The 20,967-nt window shown below is 42.6% G+C and carries 12 protein-coding genes, 2 rRNA genes and 1 pseudogene (1 of these 15 running past the window's edge); 3 read left to right on the forward strand and 12 right to left on the reverse strand.

The genetic code is table 11. The annotated features are described in order from the left end of the window. Positions 1–2,177, forward strand: a 23S ribosomal RNA gene (locus AB1401_01110) (it extends 845 nt beyond the left edge of the window). Between the two features lie 26 nt (positions 2,178–2,203). Next, a 5S ribosomal RNA gene (gene rrf / locus AB1401_01115) occupies positions 2,204–2,320 on the forward strand. Between the two features lie 50 nt (positions 2,321–2,370). On the opposite strand, the gene topA is transcribed toward rrf, so the two are convergent. Together topA and dprA are read right to left on the reverse strand one after the other, a co-directional pair. Next, complete coding sequence (gene topA / locus AB1401_01120; GenBank protein MEW6614057.1) at positions 2,371–4,824, reverse strand: type I DNA topoisomerase; 2,454 nt, start codon at positions 4,822–4,824, stop codon at positions 2,371–2,373. A gap of 50 nt (positions 4,825–4,874) precedes the next feature. Continuing rightward, positions 4,875–5,993 carry a DNA-processing protein DprA gene (gene dprA / locus AB1401_01125; GenBank protein ID MEW6614058.1) on the reverse strand — a complete coding sequence of 373 codons (1,119 nt, stop codon included), beginning with the start codon at positions 5,991–5,993 and terminating at the stop codon, positions 4,875–4,877. Between the two features lie 540 nt (positions 5,994–6,533). On the opposite strand from dprA, the gene AB1401_01130 reads away from it, so the two are divergent. Continuing rightward, entirely contained in the window at positions 6,534–7,745 is a 1,212-nt protein-coding gene (locus AB1401_01130) for a U32 family peptidase (GenBank protein ID MEW6614059.1), read from the forward strand. Between the two features lie 83 nt (positions 7,746–7,828). Here AB1401_01130 and AB1401_01135 read toward each other — a convergent pair whose 3' ends face one another. The 10 genes and pseudogenes from AB1401_01135 to cdhC all read right to left on the reverse strand — a co-directional run bounded on the left by AB1401_01135 (position 7,829) and on the right by cdhC (position 20,774). Next, positions 7,829–8,305: an NAD(P)H-dependent oxidoreductase gene (locus AB1401_01135; protein ID MEW6614060.1), complete on the reverse strand. Its 477-nt coding sequence runs from the start codon at positions 8,303–8,305 to the stop codon at positions 7,829–7,831. A gap of 159 nt (positions 8,306–8,464) precedes the next feature. Continuing rightward, complete coding sequence (locus tag AB1401_01140; protein ID MEW6614061.1) at positions 8,465–9,595, reverse strand: acyl-CoA dehydrogenase family protein; 1,131 nt, start codon at positions 9,593–9,595, stop codon at positions 8,465–8,467. A 109-nt stretch (positions 9,596–9,704) separates the two neighbouring features. Beyond that, entirely contained in the window at positions 9,705–10,832 is a 1,128-nt protein-coding gene (locus AB1401_01145; GenBank protein ID MEW6614062.1) for an NAD-dependent epimerase/dehydratase family protein, read from the reverse strand. A 10-nt stretch (positions 10,833–10,842) separates the two neighbouring features. Then, on the reverse strand, positions 10,843–12,054 hold the full coding sequence (locus AB1401_01150; GenBank protein MEW6614063.1) for a hypothetical protein: 1,212 nt from the start codon (positions 12,052–12,054) through the stop codon (positions 10,843–10,845). 23 nt (positions 12,055–12,077) lie between these two features. Then, positions 12,078–13,517: a hydroxymethylglutaryl-CoA synthase gene (locus AB1401_01155; protein ID MEW6614064.1), complete on the reverse strand. Its 1,440-nt coding sequence runs from the start codon at positions 13,515–13,517 to the stop codon at positions 12,078–12,080. Between the two features lie 217 nt (positions 13,518–13,734). Then, positions 13,735–14,781 (reverse strand): branched-chain amino acid ABC transporter permease, encoded by a 1,047-nt coding sequence (locus tag AB1401_01160; protein ID MEW6614065.1) that lies wholly within the window; start codon positions 14,779–14,781, stop codon positions 13,735–13,737. A gap of 30 nt (positions 14,782–14,811) precedes the next feature. After that, entirely contained in the window at positions 14,812–16,626 is a 1,815-nt protein-coding gene (locus tag AB1401_01165) for an AMP-binding protein (GenBank protein ID MEW6614066.1), read from the reverse strand. A 177-nt stretch (positions 16,627–16,803) separates the two neighbouring features. Then, the gene (locus tag AB1401_01170; GenBank protein MEW6614067.1) at positions 16,804–17,988 is read right to left on the reverse strand and encodes a CaiB/BaiF CoA-transferase family protein; all 1,185 of its coding nucleotides are present in this window, start codon (positions 17,986–17,988) and stop codon (positions 16,804–16,806) included. A 147-nt stretch (positions 17,989–18,135) separates the two neighbouring features. Next, positions 18,136–19,326 carry an ABC transporter substrate-binding protein gene (locus AB1401_01175; GenBank protein MEW6614068.1) on the reverse strand — a complete coding sequence of 397 codons (1,191 nt, stop codon included), beginning with the start codon at positions 19,324–19,326 and terminating at the stop codon, positions 18,136–18,138. 86 nt (positions 19,327–19,412) lie between these two features. Next, positions 19,413–20,774 (reverse strand): annotated as a pseudogene (cdhC, locus tag AB1401_01180) (CO dehydrogenase/CO-methylating acetyl-CoA synthase complex subunit beta). Positions 20,775–20,967: the final 193 nt, after the last annotated feature.

The raw sequence follows: 20,967 nt of genomic DNA on the forward strand, positions 1-20,967 counted from the left end.
TCGGTTGAAAACGGCTTGGATGAGCTGTGGATAGGAGTGAAAGGCTAATCAAACCTGGAGATAGCTGGTTCTCCCCGAAATATATTTAGGTATAGCCTCAGGAATTGCTAGCAGAGGTAGAGCACTGGATGGGCTAGGGGTCCTACCAGATTACCAAACCCAACCAAACTCCGAATGCTGCTAAGTATAATCCTGGGAGTCAGACTACGGGAGATAAGTTCCGTGGTCGAGAGGGAAACAACCCAGACCGCCAGCTAAGGTCCCCAAATATGTGCTAAGTGTAAAAGGATGTGGAAACGCCCAGACAACCAGGAGGTTGGCTTAGAGGCAGCCATCCTTTAAAGAAAGCGTAACAGCTCACTGGTCAAGTGGGTCTGCGCCTAAAATGTAACGGGGCTCAAGCACATTACCGAAGCTGCGGTCCGCCATACTTCTGGCGGAGGTAGGGGAGCATTCCAGTAATCAGTGAAGGCAGACTGTGAGGACTGCTGGAGAAACTGGAAGAGATTATGCTGACATGAGTAGCGATAATGCCGGTGAGAAACCGGCACGCCGTAAGCCTAAGGTTTCCTGAGGAAGGTTAATCCTCTCAGGGTTAGTCGATCCCTAAGCCGAGGCCGAAAGGCGTAGGCGATGGAAAACAGGTTAATATTCCTGTACCACCAGATTAGCATTTGAGTGATGGGGGGACGTAGAAGGGTAGGCCATCCTACTGTTGGAATAGTAGGTTCAAGCTCGTAGGAGGATATTCCAGGCAAATCCGGAATATCATAACTCCGAGAAGCGATGAGGAGTCCATTTGGACATAAACTGGTTGAGCCCATACTACCAAGAAAAGCCTCTAGCGAGTTAATTTGGTGATCGTACCGCAAACCGACACAGGTAGGCAGGGAGAGTATCCCAAGGCGCTTGAGATAACCCTCGTTAAGGAACTCGGCCAATTGACTCCGTAACTTAGGGAGAAGGAGTGCCCACACTAGGTAAAGGAACTTGCTTCTAGAGCCGAAGTGGGTCGCAGAGAAATGGCTGTAGCGACTGTTTATTAAAAACACAGGTCTCTGCTAAGTCGTAAGACGATGTATAGGGACTGACGCCTGCCCGGTGCTGGAAGGTTAAGGAGAGATGTTATTTCCGTCTTTGGCGGAGAGAAGCTTCGAACCGAAGCCCCAGTAAACGGCGGCCGTAACTATAACGGTCCTAAGGTAGCGAAATTCCTTGTCGGGTAAGTTCCGACCTGCACGAATGGCGTAACGACTTCAGCACTGTCTCAACGAGGGGCTCAGCGAAATTGAAGCGGCGGTGAAGATACCGTCTACCCGCAACTAGACGGAAAGACCCCGGCACCTTTACTATAGCTTGACATTGGATTTTGGGATAGCTTGTGTAGGATAGGTGGGAGACTGAGAAATCCTGACGCTAGTCGGGATGGAGTCACCCTTGAAATACCACCCTGGTTATTCGGAAATTCTAACTCAGATCCGTTATCCGGGTCGAGGACAGTGTCTGGTGGGTAGTTTGACTGGGGCGGTCGCCTCCTAAAGAGTAACGGAGGCGCACGAAGGTTCCCTCAGGCTGATTGGAAACCAGCCGTAGAGTGTAAAGGCATAAGGGAGCTTAACTGCGAGACCTACAAGTCAAGCAGATGCGAAAGCAGGTCTTAGTGATCCGGCGGTCCCGAATGGAAGGGCCGTCGCTCAACGGATAAAAGGTACGCCGGGGATAACAGGCTTATCTCCCCCAAGAGTCCACATCGACGGGGAGGTTTGGCACCTCGATGTCGGCTCATCGCATCCTGGGGCTGAAGCAGGTCCCAAGGGTTTGGCTGTTCGCCAATTAAAGCGGTACGTGAGCTGGGTTTAGAACGTCGTGAGACAGTTCGGTCCCTATCTGTTGTGGGCGTAGGATACTTGAGGGGTTCTGTTCCTAGTACGAGAGGACCGGAATGGACGAACCTCTAGTTTACCAGTTGTCACGCCAGTGGCATCGCTGGGTAGCTATGTTCGGAAGGGATAACCGCTGAAGGCATCTAAGCGGGAAACCCACCCCAAGATTAGGTATCCCCTCCACCCAAGGGTGGACTGAAGACCCCTTGTAGACCACAAGGTTGATAGGTTGGATGTGTAAGTTCGGTAACGAACTCAGCTAACCAATACTAATAGGTCGTGAGGCTTGACCATAACCTTATTAAAAATTAATTTAATTTTTCGGTGGTTATAGCAGAGAGGATACACCCGTTCCCATCCCGAACACGGAAGTTAAGCTCTCTAGCGCCGATGGTACTGCTCTGGCAACGGGGTGGGAGAGTAGGTCACTGCCGAGAAATTATTTATGAAAGGCCATTTTAGGAACCTATAAGATGGCCTTTTTTTGTTATCCTTCTTTTTCCCTTTGATATTTACATTCCTTATTTAAACATTCAAGTATCGTCCTGTTGTTTTTTACAACCTTTTCTACCAGAAATGGAGATCCACAATCGGGACATTTATCAGGCACAGGTCTGTTCCAAAACATCAAGTTACAATCAGGATATTTACTGCATCCAAAGAAAAGCTTTCCTTTTTTTGACCCCCTCTCTACTATATCCCCATTGCAATCAGGCATTGAACATTTAATCCCAGTGCTTAACGGCTTGGCATTATCACATTTTGGATAATTCTGACAAGATAGGAATCTGTTTCCATAACGGGTTGTTCTGATTACAAAATTACTGCCACATCTTTCACACTTTTCAGCAGTTATTCCCTGTTGTCCGGCTTGAGAATCTCCATTTTTACTTTTAGAGACCCGCTTGGTGTTTTTACACTCGGGATATCCTGAGCAAGCAAGGAATTTACCAAATCTCCCATTTTTTATTGTCATAGATTTGCCACATTTTTCACACCTCTCTGCATTGGAAGACACCTCTTCGACTATTTCTCTTTTCTCTTTTAAAGGTCTTACAAACTTACATTTAGGATACCTTTTACAAGCATAGAATTTACCATATCGTCCTAATTTAATAACAAGATCACCATCGCATTGAGGGCACTTTTCTTCTGTCTTTTCATCAATTACATCTGACCTTTTAATTTCAACATCTTTCTCTCTGATCAACTCAATAAACGGGGTCCAAAATTGCTGTATGACTGGTTGCCATTGCGCCTTCCCCTTAGCTACCTGATCAAGGTCCTCTTCCATTTTAGCAGTAAAATTATAATCAACATATTTATTGAAATGGTTAACAAGTAACCTGTTAACGGTTATTCCGGTATCTTCTGGATGAAAATTCCGGTCTATTATCTTAACGTAATCTCGAATTAGAAGGGTGTTTATAATTGCAGCATAGGTAGAAGGACGTCCTATCCCGTATTCTTCTAAAATCTTTACCAGAGAGGCTTCAGTATAACGATAGGGTGGCTGGGTAAAATGTTGGTTAGGAAGGATCTCTATTAGATAAAGACTTTGTCCTTTTGTAAGATAAGGTAATACCTCCTCTTTCTCTTCCTTGTCAATGTCTCTGCTTTCCTCGTATACCTTCATAAACCCCGAAAATATTATTATCGAACCTGAGACACGAAATGTATGAGTTTTTTTTGCGGCTATATCAACAGAAACAGTATTTAGAACAGCTTTAGCCATTTGACATGCAATGGTTCGTCTCCAAATAAGTTTATATAACTTCCATTGATCGGAAGTCAAGAAAGCCTTCATATCCTCTGGTTTCTTTGCTAAATCAGTAGGTCTTATAGCCTCATGTGCCTCCTGTACATTTTTCGCCTTATTTTTAAAATAACGGGGGGTTTTCAATGCATATTTATCTCCAAAAAACTGGGCTATTATATCTTTCGCATGCTTTAGGGCACCTGAAGAAAGATTTACACTATCTGTTCTCATATAGGTAATTAAACCGACACTTTCCTCTTGAATTTCTATTCCTTCATAGAGTTTTTGAGCGATTGACATGGTTTTTTTTGCAGAAAAATGCAACTTTTTAAATGCCTCTTGTTGTAAAGTACTGGTAGTAAAAGGAGGGGGGGGGGATTTTGTAACCTCTTTTTCCTTTATTTCTACAACCTCATACTCTGCACTTTCAAGTTCTTTAATGATCCTTTTAGCAGACTCTTCATTACTGATTGAAAATTTACTTTGTTTCTTGCCATCTATCGCAACTAACGTGGCATTAAAGCTAGTTGCCGGTGTTGGTTCTTTTGCTGTTGAAAGCCTGGCAGTGACGGTCCAATATTCTTTGGGTTTAAATGCTTGAATCTCCTCTTCTCTCTCACAAATTAACCTTAGGGCAACAGATTGAACTCTTCCGGCAGAAAGCCCATAACGGACCTTTTTCCACAAAAGCGGACTCAGGTTAAATCCATAAAGGTAGTCTAAAATTACCCTGGCTTGCTGAGCATCTACCAAGGAGCGGATGACATGCCGAGGGGATTTCATCGCTTCTTGAATAGCGTCTTTTGTAATTTCATAAAAGGTTATTCTCTTGACTGAAGGGGAAGATGAACCCTTTCTTTTGCTGTAAGCATTTCCATTAGTTAGATTCAATATCTCCAACAAATGCCAGGCAATAGCCTCTCCTTCTCGATCCAAATCGGTAGCCAGGTAGAGATTTTCACATTTTTCTAATGTCTTCTTTATTTTAGAGATATCCTTCCTCCGCTGAGGCAATATCTGGTATTTTGGTTCAAAGTCATTTTCTATGGCTACAGAACCAGGCTTGCTGGGAAGGGCTCTTACATGTCCCATGGATGCCAAAACTATAAAATCCTTACCCAGGAATTTGTTAATAGTATTTGCTTTAGCAGGCGACTCAACGATAACCAGAGATTTAGGCATTTTTTCTCCAAGAAGTATATCCCCCCAAGAAAAGGTAATTCCAATGGGGTCTATGAGTTTCGTGCAAACATTTTCCCAGGTAGCTGGGTAATTAAGCCACTGAGCTCCAGGTTCAATAATATACTTGAAACCTCGTTAATATTTAATTTGCTTTTAGTAGCAACAGTATCGATATGTAAAGGGCCCTCAGTCAAAGCAGTCATGACCTGTTTGGCATCATTAGACAAATTCTCCTCTTTCCTAGCTCCTTCCTTGTCCTCTTTATAATCCCTGTATCGGGGTAAAACTTGTCTTGAACGAAAGCTGAAGATTGCACCCACAACATCATCAGCACTCTCTACTAACCTTGCTCCCTCTTTTATAAGCTTGTTTGTCCCTCTACTTCCCACAGACCCTATCTGCCCTGGAACAGCAAAGACCTTTTTACCCTGACTAACAGCAAACTTTGCAGTAATTAGAGACCCGCTCTTTACCCCAGCCTCCACAATTACCACCCCTAGGGATAGACCACTTATTATCCTGTTTCGATTTGGAAAGTTTACAGCATCAGGGGGTGTTGAAACTGGTAACTCAGTAATAACAGCTCCGTTCCGGCAAATCTTATTGAAAAGTTCCCTATTTTCAGGTGGATATATCACATTTATTCCACTCCCCAATACAGCAATGGTCCTTCCTCCTGCAGATAATGCCTCTTTGTGCGAAATGGCATCAATTCCCCTAGCCATACCGCTGACAATGGTTATTCCTTCTGCTGCCAGGTCATGACTTATAGACCTAGCAGCTAATTCCCCGTATCCTGATGGGGTTCGCGATCCAACAACAGCAACAGCAAAGTGATCATCCTTTTTAATTTCGCCTTTTACATAGATGATCGGTGGCGGATTATTGATCTTCATTAGATTCGCGGGGTAATCTCCGTCTTCCAAAGTCAATATCCGGGCATTGGTCTTCTTTGCCATCAATAGCCAATTCTCAACCAGGTCTCCTTGATCAAAGTTTTTAATTGCCAAAGCAGTTTCATGCCCTATTCCATCAATATTCATCAATTCCTGCAAAGATGCATCGAATACAAGTTCGGCTTTTTTGAAATAATCAATCAGCCTCTTATACAAAACGCAACCTATTCCAGGAACAAAACTCAGTCCTATCCCAAAAAAATTCTTATCCATTCTGCTTCTAATATTGGCAGCTTTGTAAAAAGTCCATATGTTCGCCTGATTTTTGAGTTTTTATGACTTCATCAATATAAGGACATTTCAGAAATCAATCGGTCTTTCTAAAAAAATAGGGATTAGAGCAATGCTTGCTGAAATCCCCATCCCCTAATTTTTATATCAGCCTTTTTTGCCGCATTATTAAAGGGACACATGCCTATATCTTTCAATTTTTGAATCAATAAATACCTGCTAACCTTATATTTGTCAAGGGAAAATTCCTGATCCCAGTACAATAGAAAGTAAACTCTTGTCTTTCAAATATGACTATGATAGTTTTTATAAACACGTCGGAACTGGGTCTAATATTTGGAAAAGGGTTTTAATGAAACTTACATGCCTCAAAGAGACACATAGAATAAGGAAAATGTCTTTGCGAGGAGCGAGTGAACCGAAGCCCTGAACGAAGTAAATGGGACGAAGCAAACTCAAAGGATGGGATTGCTTCATCCGCCTCTGGCGGATTCGCAATGACAGGAATAGGTGCATTTTCAAGTGAAAAGACCGGAACTACTTGCACCAGCAGGAAATTTAGAGAAACTCAAGACTGCTATTCATTATGGTGCTGATGCAGTCTATTTGAGCGGAAAATCATACGGTCTCAGAAACCTTGCCGGAAATTTTACCATTTCCCAAATGGAAGAAGGTATTAAACTTGCGCACAAAAAAGGGGTTAAAGTATACGTTACAGTCAATATATTTCCACGTAATGAAGATGTAGAAAAGCTTCCTGATTATTTAACTAACATGGAAGAACTAGGAGTAGATGCCATAATTGTATCAGACCCTGGAATTATTCTTATAGCAAGAAATTTAGTTAATTATGTTCCTCTCCACCTAAGTACTCAGGCAAACACTACCAACTGGCGAAGTGTGGAGTTCTGGAAAAATCAAGGGATTTCTCGTGTCAATCTGGCACGAGAACTCTCTTTCTCAGAAATTAAATATATCAGGGGAAAGGTAGACATAGAAATCGAGGTCTTCATCCATGGGGCTATGTGTATTTCATACTCCGGCAGGTGTTTACTCAGCAATTATCTTACTCACCGGGATTCCAACCGTGGGGAGTGCTCGCAACCATGTCGATGGAAATACATGCTTATGGAAGAAAGCCGTCCTGGTATTTATCTTCCAATCTTTGAAGACGACAGAGGGAGTTACATCCTGAGTTCTGAAGATCTTTGCCTCATAGAATATATACCAGATATGATAGATGCCGACGTAGATTCCCTTAAGATCGAAGGAAGGATGAAAGGAATAAACTATGTGGGAAATGTGGTAAGGGTTTATCGTAAGGCAATAGACGAATACCTCGACAATCCTGACAAATACGAATTTCGAAGGGAATGGCTGGAAGAGTTGAAAAAGGTTAGTCACCGCAATTATACGACAGGCTTTTTTTGTGAAAAATCTACTAAAGGGTCACAGAACTATTCGTCATCTTCTTATATTCAAACCCATAACTTGATTGGGGTAGTCAGAGGGGTCTCAGGAAATAACGAGATAAAGGTTGAGGTTAGAAACCAGATAAGATTGGGCGATGAGGTCGAATTTATCGGTAAGTCAGGAGAGATTAATCACCTTTTTTTGGAGAAAATAATAAATGAAGATGGCAAGATAATCGAGATTGCTCAGCCAAATCAGATTGTCATCTTAACAGTCAACTTTCCTACATCCGTAAGTGACCTTATTCTAAAACAAAAATAAATGGTCTGCTAATGGATATCTTCACACACTCTAAAACCAACAGATTGGTCCTTATCTGAGGTTGCTACAGTTTTTTGGCAATCTCAACATAATTTCTTGACTAGATTTCCGAATCTTTTACCATAGCGCAAACACTCATCACGGACATCTTCATTTGGGGTCCCGATCGACACAGGGCCATAGTGATTCCCTTTATGGTCACCATGTACAATCATGCCGTGGATGAGGAGTGCCTGAAGGATACTCATAATGGTGGTTTCATTCCCTCCGCCGACCATTGCAGATGATGTAAAGGCACCCCCAGCTTTCCCAGCCAATTTCCCAAAGCATTTTATGCTTCTGTCAATAAGGTCCTTTACCTCTGTTGACATAACTCCAAAATAGGTAGGACTGCCTATTATTATTCCATCAGATGAACAAAGGTCATCAATCGTTGTATCCTCAACTCCCTTTAAGTCAACCTCAATATCTTCAGATGAATTTAACCCCTCTCTGATATACTCAGCCATCCTCTTTGTATTACCCGATTTCGAAAAGCAGGTTATCAATACCTTCGGCATATTACCCTCCTTTCTCCTCATACAAAATTTCTTTGCCCCCTATTTTGCAAAAGACAGGGTTTTAATCCTGTAAACTCTTCCTGTAATAATTGTTATTAATGATCTCGTAAAAGTCGGATCTGCTGAATCCGTCATTTTGGGGACGCCTTTTTGTATATCTTAAGATTCAAGTATTTTTCGGGCAATTATCATCTTTTGTATCTCGCTTGTCCCTTCTATAATCTGGGTACATTTGGCATCCCTCATAAACCTCTCTACTGAATGGTCTCTCATATAACCATAGCCACCTAAAATCTGAACAGCATCGGTTGTCACCTTCATAGCCACCTCTGAAGCGAAGTATTTAGCCATTGAAACGGGCGTAGTCACATCTTCAACCCCTTTATCTATTAACTGGGCTGCTTCATATACCAGTCCCCTTGCCGCTTCTATTGATGTCACCATATCCGCAAGCTTGAACTGGACACCCTGAAACTGGGATATAGGCTGCCCAAATGCAAATCTGGTCTTTGAGTACTCAAGGGCATATTTATATGCCCCCTCAGCTATCCCTAAAGCCTGGGCTGCAATCAGTGGCCTAATCCTATCAAAGGTCTTCATCAGGACCTTAAACGCTTCACCCTCAGTACCAACCCGGTTCTCGACCGGAACCGACGCATTATCAAAGATGATCTCAGCAGCGGATATCCCCCGCATTCCCATCTTCTTTTCATCTTTTCCTACACTTACCCCGGGGAAACCCTTCTCAACTATAAATGCTGATATTCCCTTGGAACCCTGCCCTGGTCCGGTTACTGCAAAGGCAAAATGGTAATCAACCACAGCCCCCTGAGTTATAAAACATTTTGTTCCATTAACTATATAGTGTCTCCCATTCAAAACGGCTTTGCTACGAATGCCAGCTGAATCCGATCCTGCATGGGGTTCTGTAAGACACAAAGACATTAGCTTATTATCTGCCATCTTAGTGAGATATTTCCCCTTTTGCAATTCATCAGCATTAAGCATTAAAAGTGTTGTTGCATAACATACATAAGCTATCTGTGATACCGCAGGGGATACCTTATTTATTTCTTCCACAACAAGGCAGGCGGTGATTATGTCCCCTCCAAGTCCTCCATACTGCTCAGGAACAAGGAGTTTCAACACCCCCTGTTCTCTTAATATCTCTTCTAAATCTTTTGGATACTCCTCGTTTTCATCAATCTCTGCTGCTCTTGGCGCTATTTTATCAATAGAAATCTTTCTAACGGTTTCTACCATTGCCTGCTGTTCCTGATTAAAATCCATTATCTACCTTTCTCCTTTCCACACCTGTATTGAAATTATACACCCACTATTGTTGAGCATATAAAAAGAAAAAGAGGTTTTTAACACCGCCAGTTTGTTTTTAGATTTATTATCTGTCTCTTTGATCTCTCTTTAGTTTGGGTTCATCTGGATGGGGATAGGGATGATACCACCTATCTATTGGAAATATGCTAGAGAGTTTTTCTATGCCTTCTTTATGCTCTCTAATTAATCTGTCTTCAGTTTCATAGTCAAAACGATCATTTAACCTCTTTTCGATTTCCCCTCCTCGATCAGGTGGATTATCCAAATAATATTGAATAGTCTTCTTTAGGCCCTCTTTTGCCTTGAAGAGATCTTTATAGCCTAACTGGGCTTTAATCTTAGTTAAATCAATTACCCTGTGATGCAGTTGCCCTGTTTCACTTACTAATGGTCGAGCCCACATTCCATAGGGCATGGAAGGCGATGCAAGTTTTGCTGGCATGTCTATCAATTCCCATTCATGATCCATCATCCTTGAGATAGCTCCTATCCATTCCCTTAAACTCAAGGCATCTTCATCTGCTATGTTATAAACCTGCCCGGCTGATTTCTCCGGATAATCTACACATAACAACAATGCATAAGCCATATTTTCTGCATATCCTCTTGATTCGATAGTAAGTCCCCCATCAGGCACAATTAATTGCTTCCTGCCATCAAGTATACGACGCACTACACACCACTCAGCAGGGATAAGCTGCCTTGGACCATAAACCATGGGGAACCTCAGAACAGTACCATTATAGAAGCCTAAATGGTGGCCTTCTAATACCGCGAGTTCACTTTGTACCATCAGGTAGGAGAAACTATCAATTTCTGGGCCGGTAGTTAAAGGGGCATTTTCCGTAATAGGATAATGAAGTCCTTCTGGGTTTTGAGTAGGGTCGAACCAACCCCTGTACACAGCGACCCCCCCTGCACATATCAACCTTTCAGTTCTTCCCCTCATCACCTCTGCCACATAACGTAACCTTCCGTACATGGCTACCACCAAATCAAAGGTACGTGAACCTAATGTCTCGTTAAGGGTCTCCACAAAATGGGCATCTCCATGGAGATGCTCGATTTCAGAAGGAAGATCTATTTCGTGAGTTCCACGATGAAGAATAGTCACCTTATAGCCTCTATTCAATAATCCTTCCAATACAAATGGGCCTGTTGGACCGGTTCCTCCGACTACCAATGCCTTCATAAGAATCTCCTTATATTTTATTTCTGGTCACTATCGTCACCACCGAATTTGATATACCCCTTCCGCCTACATTGTGCTGTAACCCATAGCCGTTCTTTATCTTCACCTGCCGCTTCTCATTGATGCTGGGATCGCCGGAACCATTCGAGCCCCTAACATCTTCCCTCAACTGCCAGAACAACTCTGCTATCTGAGCAATACCTGTAGCACCCAACGGATGACCTTTGGACATGAGACCACCACTGGGATTGACCGCTACCTCACCATCAAGGTCAGATTTACCCTGCTCAATGAACTTACCCCCTTTACCCTTTTCACAGAAACCCAAATCCTCATAGTTGATTATCTCTGTAATTGAAAAACAGTCATGAACCTCTGCCACATCTATATCCTTCGGCTCTATACCAGCCATAGTATATGCCTGCTTCGCCGCCCTGACAGATGCTACAAACTCTGTAAAGTTCTCCTTCTCATGGACGTAAAATACATCGGTCCCCATCCCAAAACCAGCAACATATATGGGTTTGTCAGTATACTTTTCAGCCAAATCAGCCCTGCATATTATTGCCGCAGCCGCACCATCTGTCTGAGGACAACAGTCCAAAAGGTTCAATGGACTGCAAACCATGGGTGATTTGAATACATCCTCTATGGTTATCTCATATCTGTAGTGAGAGTACGGGTCGTATACGCCATTTTTGTGGTTTTTGACAGCTACCATAGCCATCTGTTCTTTGGTGGTACCAAATTCATGCATATGACGCATCGCCTGGGGAGCAAACATGGTCATTGCCGTCTCGCCCCGCTGAATCACAGGGTGTCCCTGGGCAGCCAGAGAAAGCATCTCTGCTGTTGATTTGTCCCGCATCTTCTCTGCCCCAAGTACTAATGCTACGTCATAGACGCCGGAAGCAACTCCAAGACAGGCATTCCTGAATCCATCACTTCCTGTAGGACAACCGTTCTCTATATGGCTGCAGGGAACTCCCGCAAGCCCGATATTCCCCACAAGGGATACCCCGGCAATGGTCTGTGTCCCATGGGCACCAGGCCTGCAATCGGCTATCCATGCAGCCTGAATGTCTTTAGGATTAAAACCTTTGTCTACGTTGCTGATGGCATTGAGGTAAGCTTCCTCAACCATAATCTCCCAGCCTTTGTCGAACAGCTCTCCAAACTTTATTATCCCTACTCCAACTATCGCTATCTTATTCCATCCCATATCTAGTACCTCCAGTATTCCATCTATTTTATTCTTATTGGCCTGAATACGTTTCCGTACAGGTTTACATTATCCTCGGAAGTCAATCTCCTCAAAACCAATTCTACCGGCATATCAATCTTTACTTCCTCAGGACTCATCTCTGTACCCAATGCCCTGTGTCTAACTCCGTCATCAAGATCAGCAATTATTATAGGTAAAGGAGATTCAAAACCTGCTGGCATGTAATAGTTTACACAGAAGGTATGTATCTTCCCTTTCCTGCTGAATACTACTTCTTTAAACTTTGTATTGCCGCACCTTATACAAATTTTTCTTTCAGAAGGCGGAAAGTTCACGTAACCACAGTTTAAACACCTGGCACCGATCAGTCTGTAAAGCTCGGCACTTGCCCTCCACATAAGAGGAGACAAGGGAGAAACTCCCAAATCCGCAGGTGATTCGTCTTTTTTCAGAACCCCTTTACTCCTCAGATACCGTGTATAATCCATATAGACCTTGCTAGCCAGATATGATTGATACGATTTACACCTGCCTTTTGCCTTCTCTATTGGTTCTCTTACGGTCAGGTAGAGGGCATCACTTGTCCCTGAACCATAGGATACAGCAAGAACCTTGTCTCCCGAAATTGCCCTGTCAAAAACCGATGACAGGCCTATAAACAAGCAAGCTGCCCCTGTATCTCCTATGTCATTAAATATGGACCCCAGCTTTGTCTGTTCAGACGTTAGCTTTAGCTTTCTGGCTATTTCCATGGGAAGTCTAGCATCAGGCTGCTGGAATACTATGTGCTGAAACTGGTCGATGGTTAATCCTGTTTTTGATAAAAGCCCCTTAAGGGAATTGTGTATGTGCTCTGTATAACCATACTGCCGGGTAAACCTCGGCTCATAGTCTCTTACATAGGTGTCTGCCAAGCTCCTCCAGTTATCTCTAAAGTTACCCGAATAGGTATAAACTTCTTCAAGATCGGCTATAGTATCCTTATCTCCAACTATAAAAGCCCCCGCTCCACCACCGAAGAACATTTCCATATTGCTCCCCGGTGAAGCCGGACGATAATCCGAAGCTATTACCAGACCATATCTAACCCTGCCAGACTTTACCGCATCAATACATGCCTTCAACGCCGCAATACCTGCCCTCGGGGTTGTGGTAAAGTCCATTACTTCAATATCCCGTTTTGCCCCCAATGTCTGAGCGATAACACCTATAGACGAATGCTCTATATTGGGAGGGGAATCAGTACCTAAATATATGGCATCTACCTCTCTGACATCAGCCAGCCCCGAATGTTCAATCGCATTGACAGAAGCCTCTACCGCCATTGTTATAACATCCTCGTTGTCATTAAGGGCAGCGTTTTCACCCCTCCCCCCGCCACCCCATACCTTTGCTATATCTTCTCTCTTAATGCGACATTTGGGGATATAAACTCCATAACCCACTATTCCTACTGCCATACTTACCTCCTTTACATTATTCAATAGCTAAACTGCTCTATCGATTAGATCTCAGAATTCCCCCAAAATGCTCAGGTATACTATGAGACCATTAAAAACTGTGTTTGTTTTGAAAAATGTCCCTTAGAGCCATTCATAAAACGGATGTTAAAGCAAAAAGGATTTTAATTTTTATCACAACAAAAAGGATTATTACAAGTATTTTTTACTAGTTTTTTTATCTATACTTATACGGCCATTTTTTCCAATAAACCTTTATCTTTTGCCAGCGACCATTGATACCATCTGGTTCAAAAATCAAAAACAAGATTATGATCAGACCAAAAACGATAGCCTTCAACTCCAGTATCCTTTCAGTGAGAAATGGTGCAGACCCTCTAAATAAATCGGAGAACATTCTTATACCCTCAGGTAACATGGTTACAAATATAGCTCCATATACAGAGCCCAGGATAGAACCCATACCTCCTATAATTATCATTGCAATATAGTCTATAGAGAGAGTTATCGGAAAATGTTCCGGGCTTATCTCTCTTGTATAGTGGGCATAAAGGCTTCCAGCTATTCCTACATAGAAGGAACTTATAAAAAAAGCCATGACTTTGAATCTAGCAATATTCACTCCGATAATTTCAGCAGCTATATATCTGTCACGGATGGCTACAAATGCTCGACCTGGTTTTGTCCTTGTCAGATTTTTAGCAAAAAGGACTGCTAAAGCAGTAATTGGCATTATGAGAAAATAGAATGAGAGATCCGACCGTATTGTATAACTAAATATAGTTGGTAGGGGAACACTGTGTCCTTTCGAACCACCTGTCATGCTTTCCCAATTGATAACTACAAATTGGCAGATAAAAACAAGGGCCAGAGTGGTCATGACCAGATATAGCCCCTTAAGTCTTAAAGAGGGTATTCCGACCAGCAATCCAGCAAAGGCAGTAATAAAGCCGGATAGAGGCATAGCCATCCAGAATGAAAGACCCACTTTTGCAGAAAGTATAGCCGAAGTATATGCCCCTATAGCGAGAAAAGCCGCCTGGCCAAAGGATATCTGCCCACAATAACCGGTTATTATATTGAGTCCTAAAGCACCAATAACTGCAATGGCTGTGATGTTTATTACATAAATCAGGTATGGACTGGCAGTAAATGGGAAAATTATTAAAAATACTATAAATCCTATAATCCAGTTTCTTATCCAGTTGGTCTGGAAGATTGCCATATCCTTGCTGTAAGACGTCTTAAAATTTCCGCACCCCATATTTTCTCCATTCCTGTTATTGTTTAAACTTCATAACTCGTAGCCACTTTCGTACGTTTCTCTAATTAAGTCCCTGTACATTTCCCTAATAGCCGTCCTTCTTACCTTTTGAGTGGCTGTCAACTCATCTTCATCATGGTCCAGTTCCTTGGTAATCAAATTAAATTTTTTAATTTGTCTATCATGTGCCAACGACCTATTTACCTCCCTTATTTCTTCTGCAATTAAATCATATACGGCAGAGTTCAAAGAGAGGCTTTTAAAAGTAGTATACGCTATCTTATTGTTCATAGCCCATTTTCCAACATTAGAAAAGTCTATCTGGATCAAGGCAATTAGATATTCCATCCCCTCTCCTACCACTACAGCCTCATATATATATGGACTGAATTTCAGTTTGTTCTCTATCTCATCCGGGGCTATAATTCTTCCGTCAGAGGTAATAAAAACGTCCTGTCTTCTGCCAAGGACGTGGAGATAACCTTCATCGTCAACATAGACAAGATCGTTTGTGCGCATCCATCCATCTCCCTTTGCAGATTGGGTAGCCTCCGGGTTTTTATAATAACCGGCAAAAAGGCTTTTCACCTTACACAACAACTCACCCTCCTGGGTAATCTTCCACTCTACACCGGGAAGAAATTTCCCAGCGGTTCCAATCTTTATATCCCTCCCCTGATGTGTTGCCACTATTCCTATCTCTGTCATACCGTAAAGCTCTCTTAACTTGATTCCGACAGCATAAAAGAATCGGTTCATCTCAGGGGCTACAGCCGCCCCTCCGGTATAGGCAATTCTCAACCTCAGAAATCCCATCTGATCTTTGATTGCCCTAAAGCATGCCAGGTAGGCTACAAAATAGAGAAACCGCCAATACCATCGTACCTTCCTTCGAGCCATTTCCATATCCGTCACCTTATATCCCACAGGCATAGCCAACTTGAAGGCTAACCTTTTTAACCATGTAGAATCCTGGACATTTATTTTGACTTCAGAACACAGTTTCTCGTAAATCCTCGGCACCGCCAGCAGGAGTGTTGGAGCGATTTCGTACATATTCTCCTGGACAGTCTCTGTACTTTCAGAAAAGTTGACGGTACACCCAAAGCACAAAGGGATAACAACAGACATGAGCCGCTCAATACCATGATTAAGAGGCAAAAAGGAGAGCACTATGTCTCCTTCTTTAACCGGATTGGCAGCCTGCAATCCATCGATCCAAGCCAGATAAATCCTGTGGGTAATCATAACACCTTTAGGTACAGAAGTCGTCCCCGAAGTGTAAAGCATCATACACACATCATCGGGTTTTACTTCATCAAGACGGTCATAGAAGATGGAAGGACTGGTCTCATATAATCTCTTCCCCATCTCCTCGACCTCGTTAAAACTCATTATAAAAGGGTCATTATAGTCCCTTAATCCTTTCATATCCATAACGATGCACTTCTTGAGATGGGGCTGTCTTTCCTTAAACTCCATTACCTTATCGGTCTGTTCCTGGTCCTCAGCAACAATAAACTTCGCTTCACAATGGTCCACGATGTATCTCACACCTTCAGCATAATCAATTGAGTATATACCCACAGAAATACCACCTGCAGATTGAATCCCTAAATCTGCGTACAGCCATTCCCGACAATTTTCCCCAATAATACATACATGATCACCTTTTTCCAGACCAAGACTTATAAGCCCCAGGGCAAAATTCCTGACGTGATCACCATATTCTTTCCATGTTATTTCATCCCAAACACCAAAATTTTTTTCCCTCAGTGCAACTTTTTTATTTCCATATTTCTCCACTTGGGCATGAAGTATATGCGGCAAGGTATCTTTTCTCATAGGAATTCTCCTATAGCAACCTAAACCCGTCTCTTATCACCCAAAACACTCGCAGACTCCGTGATGTCCCCAGTATTCACCAACAAAATATCCCCAAAGGGGGGATTCTTTTTCTGATTCTTAATAAGATCGTTCTTCGTTGAAAAGGGTATCTTATAATAATCTTCTGATTATCTATCAAACAATCCCTTTTTCTTCTAAATCTCTTATATCATCTTCAGTATAGCCGAAATTAGCCAATACCTCATTTGTATGTTGGCCCAGCACAGGTGGTGGCGTTTTAATTTTGCCCGGGGTTTCGGAAAATTTGTACGGGAACCCTATCTGTTTTATCGTACCCTCCACAGGATGGTCTGTCTCAAGAATCATCTCGCGGGCATTAACCTGGGGATCAGCAACAACCTCTTCCAGCGAATTCACGGGGCTTGCGCAGAAGTCTTTACCTCCCATTATCTCCAACCATTCTTCTCTCGACTTAGTCAAGAAAATACTACGCATCTCGGCCATTATCTCATCCCGCTTTTTCCCTGTGGCAAACTCAAAATCGACAAAATCCTCTCTGCCTATTGCCTTACACAAGTTTATCCAGAACTTCTTCTCCAGATTTCCGAGGAAGAGGTATTTACCATCTCTCGTTTCAAAGCAATTATACCACAAAGCATGACCGGTAATCTCCAGAGAACCACTACTTTCCCCTATTCCATACTCATACCCTGCGAAGTGATGGGCAAGGGGAATCGTATTATACGAGACCATACAGTCCGTCATGGAAACATCTATGTGCTGCCCTTTGCCCGTTCTATCCCTTGCCATCAGGCCCGCAAGGATAGCATAGGCTGAAAATATCCCGATGGACATATCGGCAATAGGTATCCCAGGGATAACGGGAGCACCCGTATGTCGTCCAGTAACACCAAGTATCCCGGCTACCGCGATGTAGTTTGCATCGTGTCCGGCCTTGTCTTTATACGGACCGGTCTGCCCATAGCCTGTTGATGAACAGTAGACCAGCCTCGGGTTTATCTCCTTTAAATCTTTATAACCAAGTCCAAAACCATCCATAATTCCAGGCCTAAAACTCTCAAATAAGACATCATATTTTTTGACCAACCGGTATACAATTTCTCTTCCCTTTTCTGTATTGAAGTTCAATGTCATACTCTTTTTATTACGATTGGCAAGGAGGAAAATATAACCCTCCTTCTTGTTCTTGGGAGGTAGCCACCTCATATAATCACCCTTCTCGGGCTCTTCAACTTTGAGGACTTCCGCGCCTAAATCCGCCAGCATCATGGTGCAATATTCAAAGGGCAAAAGCCTCGAAAAATCCAGAACTTTTATACCATCCAATGCGCCTGCCATATGTAAACTCCATTATCTTTAAAAAGGGTAAAAAGGTATCCAAAAAACCGAAATTCTTCCTTGGACGAAGGGGGTTACCTCACGCTTCAGCACGAGGTAACCAAGGCTTTTTTAGTTATATCTAAATTATAGCTTCAAACTTGAATCTTAATCGAGGGGTTTCTTCCAACTTGAGATGGGAACAAAAAATCCTTTCTCTACATCGGCCTTATAGATCTTGAAGAATTCATTTGGTTTGTGATTTGCAGAGCTATAGGTAAGGGGGCCTGAGAGGTCTTTCGTGCTGAAGTTTTTCATAGATTCAATAGCATTTACCAACCCCTCGTTAGTAAGATTGTTTTTTGCCCTTTTTATCCCCTCAGCAAGTATCATAGACAAGACCCATCCATCAGTATATGCCCTGTCCTTCCAGGTTGCACCAGAATCATATTTCTTAGTCACGCTTCTGAGTTCCTTAATCCCGGGGTTCTCCTCGTCCCAACCACTGAAACAATGAACTCCCCAGTAATTCCTGGCTGCTTCTTTGGCTGCTTTGATAAGTTGGTCCTGAGTTGCCCAGTAGGAACCAAAATAGTTAGGATTAAATCCCAATTTCTTTCCCGCCGTAACCAGTGTTATCGCCGCTGTGCTAATGTTATGAATGATTACACAGTTGACCTTTTCTCTCTTTAATTGTAATACCTGTGATGTAGCATCGAGGGCTCCCATACTCAGGAATATACCGGTTACCTCCACCCCATATTTTTTACCTCGTTCCTGGGCTACTTTGAGGCCTGGTTTAAATGCCTCGGCATCCGCAAGAACAATTCCCAGCCTCAAATCCTTAGGGTTTAACTCTTTGACTATATAGTCAACTAATAGCCTTATACCGTCTTCATATATAGGAGCATTAATAAATGTATAACGTTGAAAAGGATCAACAAGCTGGCCGGACTTGCTCAACGGTATTCTAGGTACCTTTTCTTCTGCTACCAGAGGAGTCAGGGCAATATCTGCTGCACTGGCACCAGACCCGAGAATGGCAAAGACTTTGTCTCTATACATAAATTTTTTAAACGCAGCAAAGTTTTGTGGTATGCTGTATTTTGTGTCCTCAATTATAAGGTCTATCTTTCTTCCATCGATTCCTCCCCTATCATTTACCCATCTGAAAAATATCTTATACCCCTCCAGGGATGGCCCCTGTATGGAAGCGGTCACTCCTGTTATGTCAGTTAAGACACCGATCTTTATTGTGTCTTTGCTCACTCCCCTGCTGGTTTCGGCTGAGAGTGGGTATGCCCCAAAAAGAATAAAACCCACAACCAAAATCAATACAATATTTTTTTTCTTTCTCATGCCTGTTCTCCTTTCGTAGCTGAGTACAATAAGTTTTGTAACTGGTTGTTTTGACTTGGCTTTATCACCCCCTCTCAAAATCTTTTCTATTTTTTATCTTCCGGCCAATCTTCAGTAGGAGCTGGTAAAACAACCGGCACCGGCTTTCCATTTTTCCAAAACTTCTCTACTATTGGATGCTTTTTAGCAGTAAGGAATTGTATTATATCCTTTGGGGAGATGGCATCATCTTCTGTAGCTATCTTTTCATAAACTTCTTCCGGGATTGCATCTGCGATCTGCTTCTTTAAGTCCTGATGAATCCACACAATTCTATCCCATCCTCCATCACCCATCTGAAACTTTTTAGATCTTACTGTTCCAATAGAGGCACCCATATATCCATGTCCCTGAACACCTCCGCACGCTTCCGCAGCCAATTTTGAAAAAGTCAGCCCTTCGCCCAGCGGGGTTATTCCCTTATAAGTCCTGTCAACCAAGCCTATCCCATCAACCTGAGGGATATAAAACAGCAACAATTCAAATCACCCTCACGAGGTCTGTGGGTATTTTATAGTGCTATATAAGTTTACCCTCTTTATCGTTTTATTGCTCTTGGCAAAGATATACTCATTAACCCCTTCATATTGACCATATGCTTCATTGATTTTTTTCCCTTTTGGAATTCTCACCAGGTAACCAAAAGGATCGATCTCCAACCCCACCTCTGCACCTTTATAGTTGATGATACCACAGAACGGCATCCGCTCCGGGGCTATCATACAGACATGATTTGGGGCAAAACCCTGGCAAAGGGTACAGCCAAAGAACTCATCAACATCATCATCCTCAATTCCAACCATCCTGCTCTCCTGGGCTTCCCATTTATGCCTGATGTCATTATCCACTATTTCTTTAATAAATTCTGCACCACCAACCTCCGGACTCCCTATTATTACTCTAGCTTCGATGGCCTCAATTATGGGAAATGCAGACTTTGCAAGGCCAAAGAGCAGACTCAAAAGTTCTGGCCAGGTAATTCGATCTGCGACATTTTTCCCGACACGAAACCATTGATTCGATCTGGCATTTACAGCCATAATCCCTTCCATTTGTTCCAGAAAATCACCTATTTGACGGAGAAAGAATTCATCATAATCTACCCTCATCTCCTTACCGTACATCTTTATAATCCATCCAAAGGGAAGGGAAGTTCCTGGTTCAACTTCATTGATGTCGGGGCCAACAATCTCAACTCTTCCATCCTGTACTTCATCAGGATCCGTCATTACTTCGATTGACTCAAAAATGCTTCCTGACCATTTGGGCCCACCATACTCAACATGATAATCATCCTTTCTGATTCTCTCACCTTGAAACCGAGGACCATACCCGATCCTGATATTTGCGAGAGCTTCTTCAATATCTTCACTAATCTGACAAACTCGTCCTTCAGGCCATTTAATCATCCTCAAACCTCCTTTTAACCGCTTAACCTCATCAATAAGGCTTTAGTCTAGAATATAACTAATACTTTTAAAACACAAACCACTCTAAGAATCTTCAGGCTTATAGCAATCTTAATAAATTTTTGAATTGAAAATCTCCCTTGTCTCTCTGCACAAAGACCGTCCATACGGTATATTACATCTCTAATTAATT

The sequence above is a fragment of the Thermodesulfobacteriota bacterium genome, from assembly GCA_040757775.1.
In the GTDB taxonomy this organism is placed as follows: domain Bacteria; phylum Desulfobacterota; class UBA8473; order UBA8473; family UBA8473; genus UBA8473.

Excerpts from the sequence above, each read along its gene's own strand:
- dprA (MEW6614058.1), bottom strand. The coding sequence starts at position 5,993 with ATGGATAAGAATTTTTTTGGGATAGGACTGAGTTTTGTTCCTGGAATA.
- AB1401_01150 (MEW6614063.1), bottom strand. The coding sequence starts at position 12,054 with ATGGGATGGAATAAGATAGCGATAGTTGGAGTAGGGATAATAAAGTTT.
- AB1401_01160 (MEW6614065.1), bottom strand. The coding sequence starts at position 14,781 with ATGGGGTGCGGAAATTTTAAGACGTCTTACAGCAAGGATATGGCAATC.
- AB1401_01145 (MEW6614062.1), bottom strand. The coding sequence starts at position 10,832 with ATGAAGGCATTGGTAGTCGGAGGAACCGGTCCAACAGGCCCATTTGTA.
- AB1401_01175 (MEW6614068.1), bottom strand. The coding sequence starts at position 19,326 with ATGAGAAAGAAAAAAAATATTGTATTGATTTTGGTTGTGGGTTTTATT.
- AB1401_01135 (MEW6614060.1), bottom strand. The coding sequence starts at position 8,305 with ATGCCGAAGGTATTGATAACCTGCTTTTCGAAATCGGGTAATACAAAG.
- topA (MEW6614057.1), bottom strand. The coding sequence starts at position 4,824 with ATGCCTAAATCTCTGGTTATCGTTGAGTCGCCTGCTAAAGCAAATACT.
- AB1401_01140 (MEW6614061.1), bottom strand. The coding sequence starts at position 9,595 with ATGGATTTTAATCAGGAACAGCAGGCAATGGTAGAAACCGTTAGAAAG.
- AB1401_01165 (MEW6614066.1), bottom strand. The coding sequence starts at position 16,626 with ATGAGAAAAGATACCTTGCCGCATATACTTCATGCCCAAGTGGAGAAA.
- AB1401_01155 (MEW6614064.1), bottom strand. The coding sequence starts at position 13,517 with ATGGCAGTAGGAATAGTGGGTTATGGAGTTTATATCCCCAAATGTCGC.
- AB1401_01170 (MEW6614067.1), bottom strand. The coding sequence starts at position 17,988 with ATGGCAGGCGCATTGGATGGTATAAAAGTTCTGGATTTTTCGAGGCTT.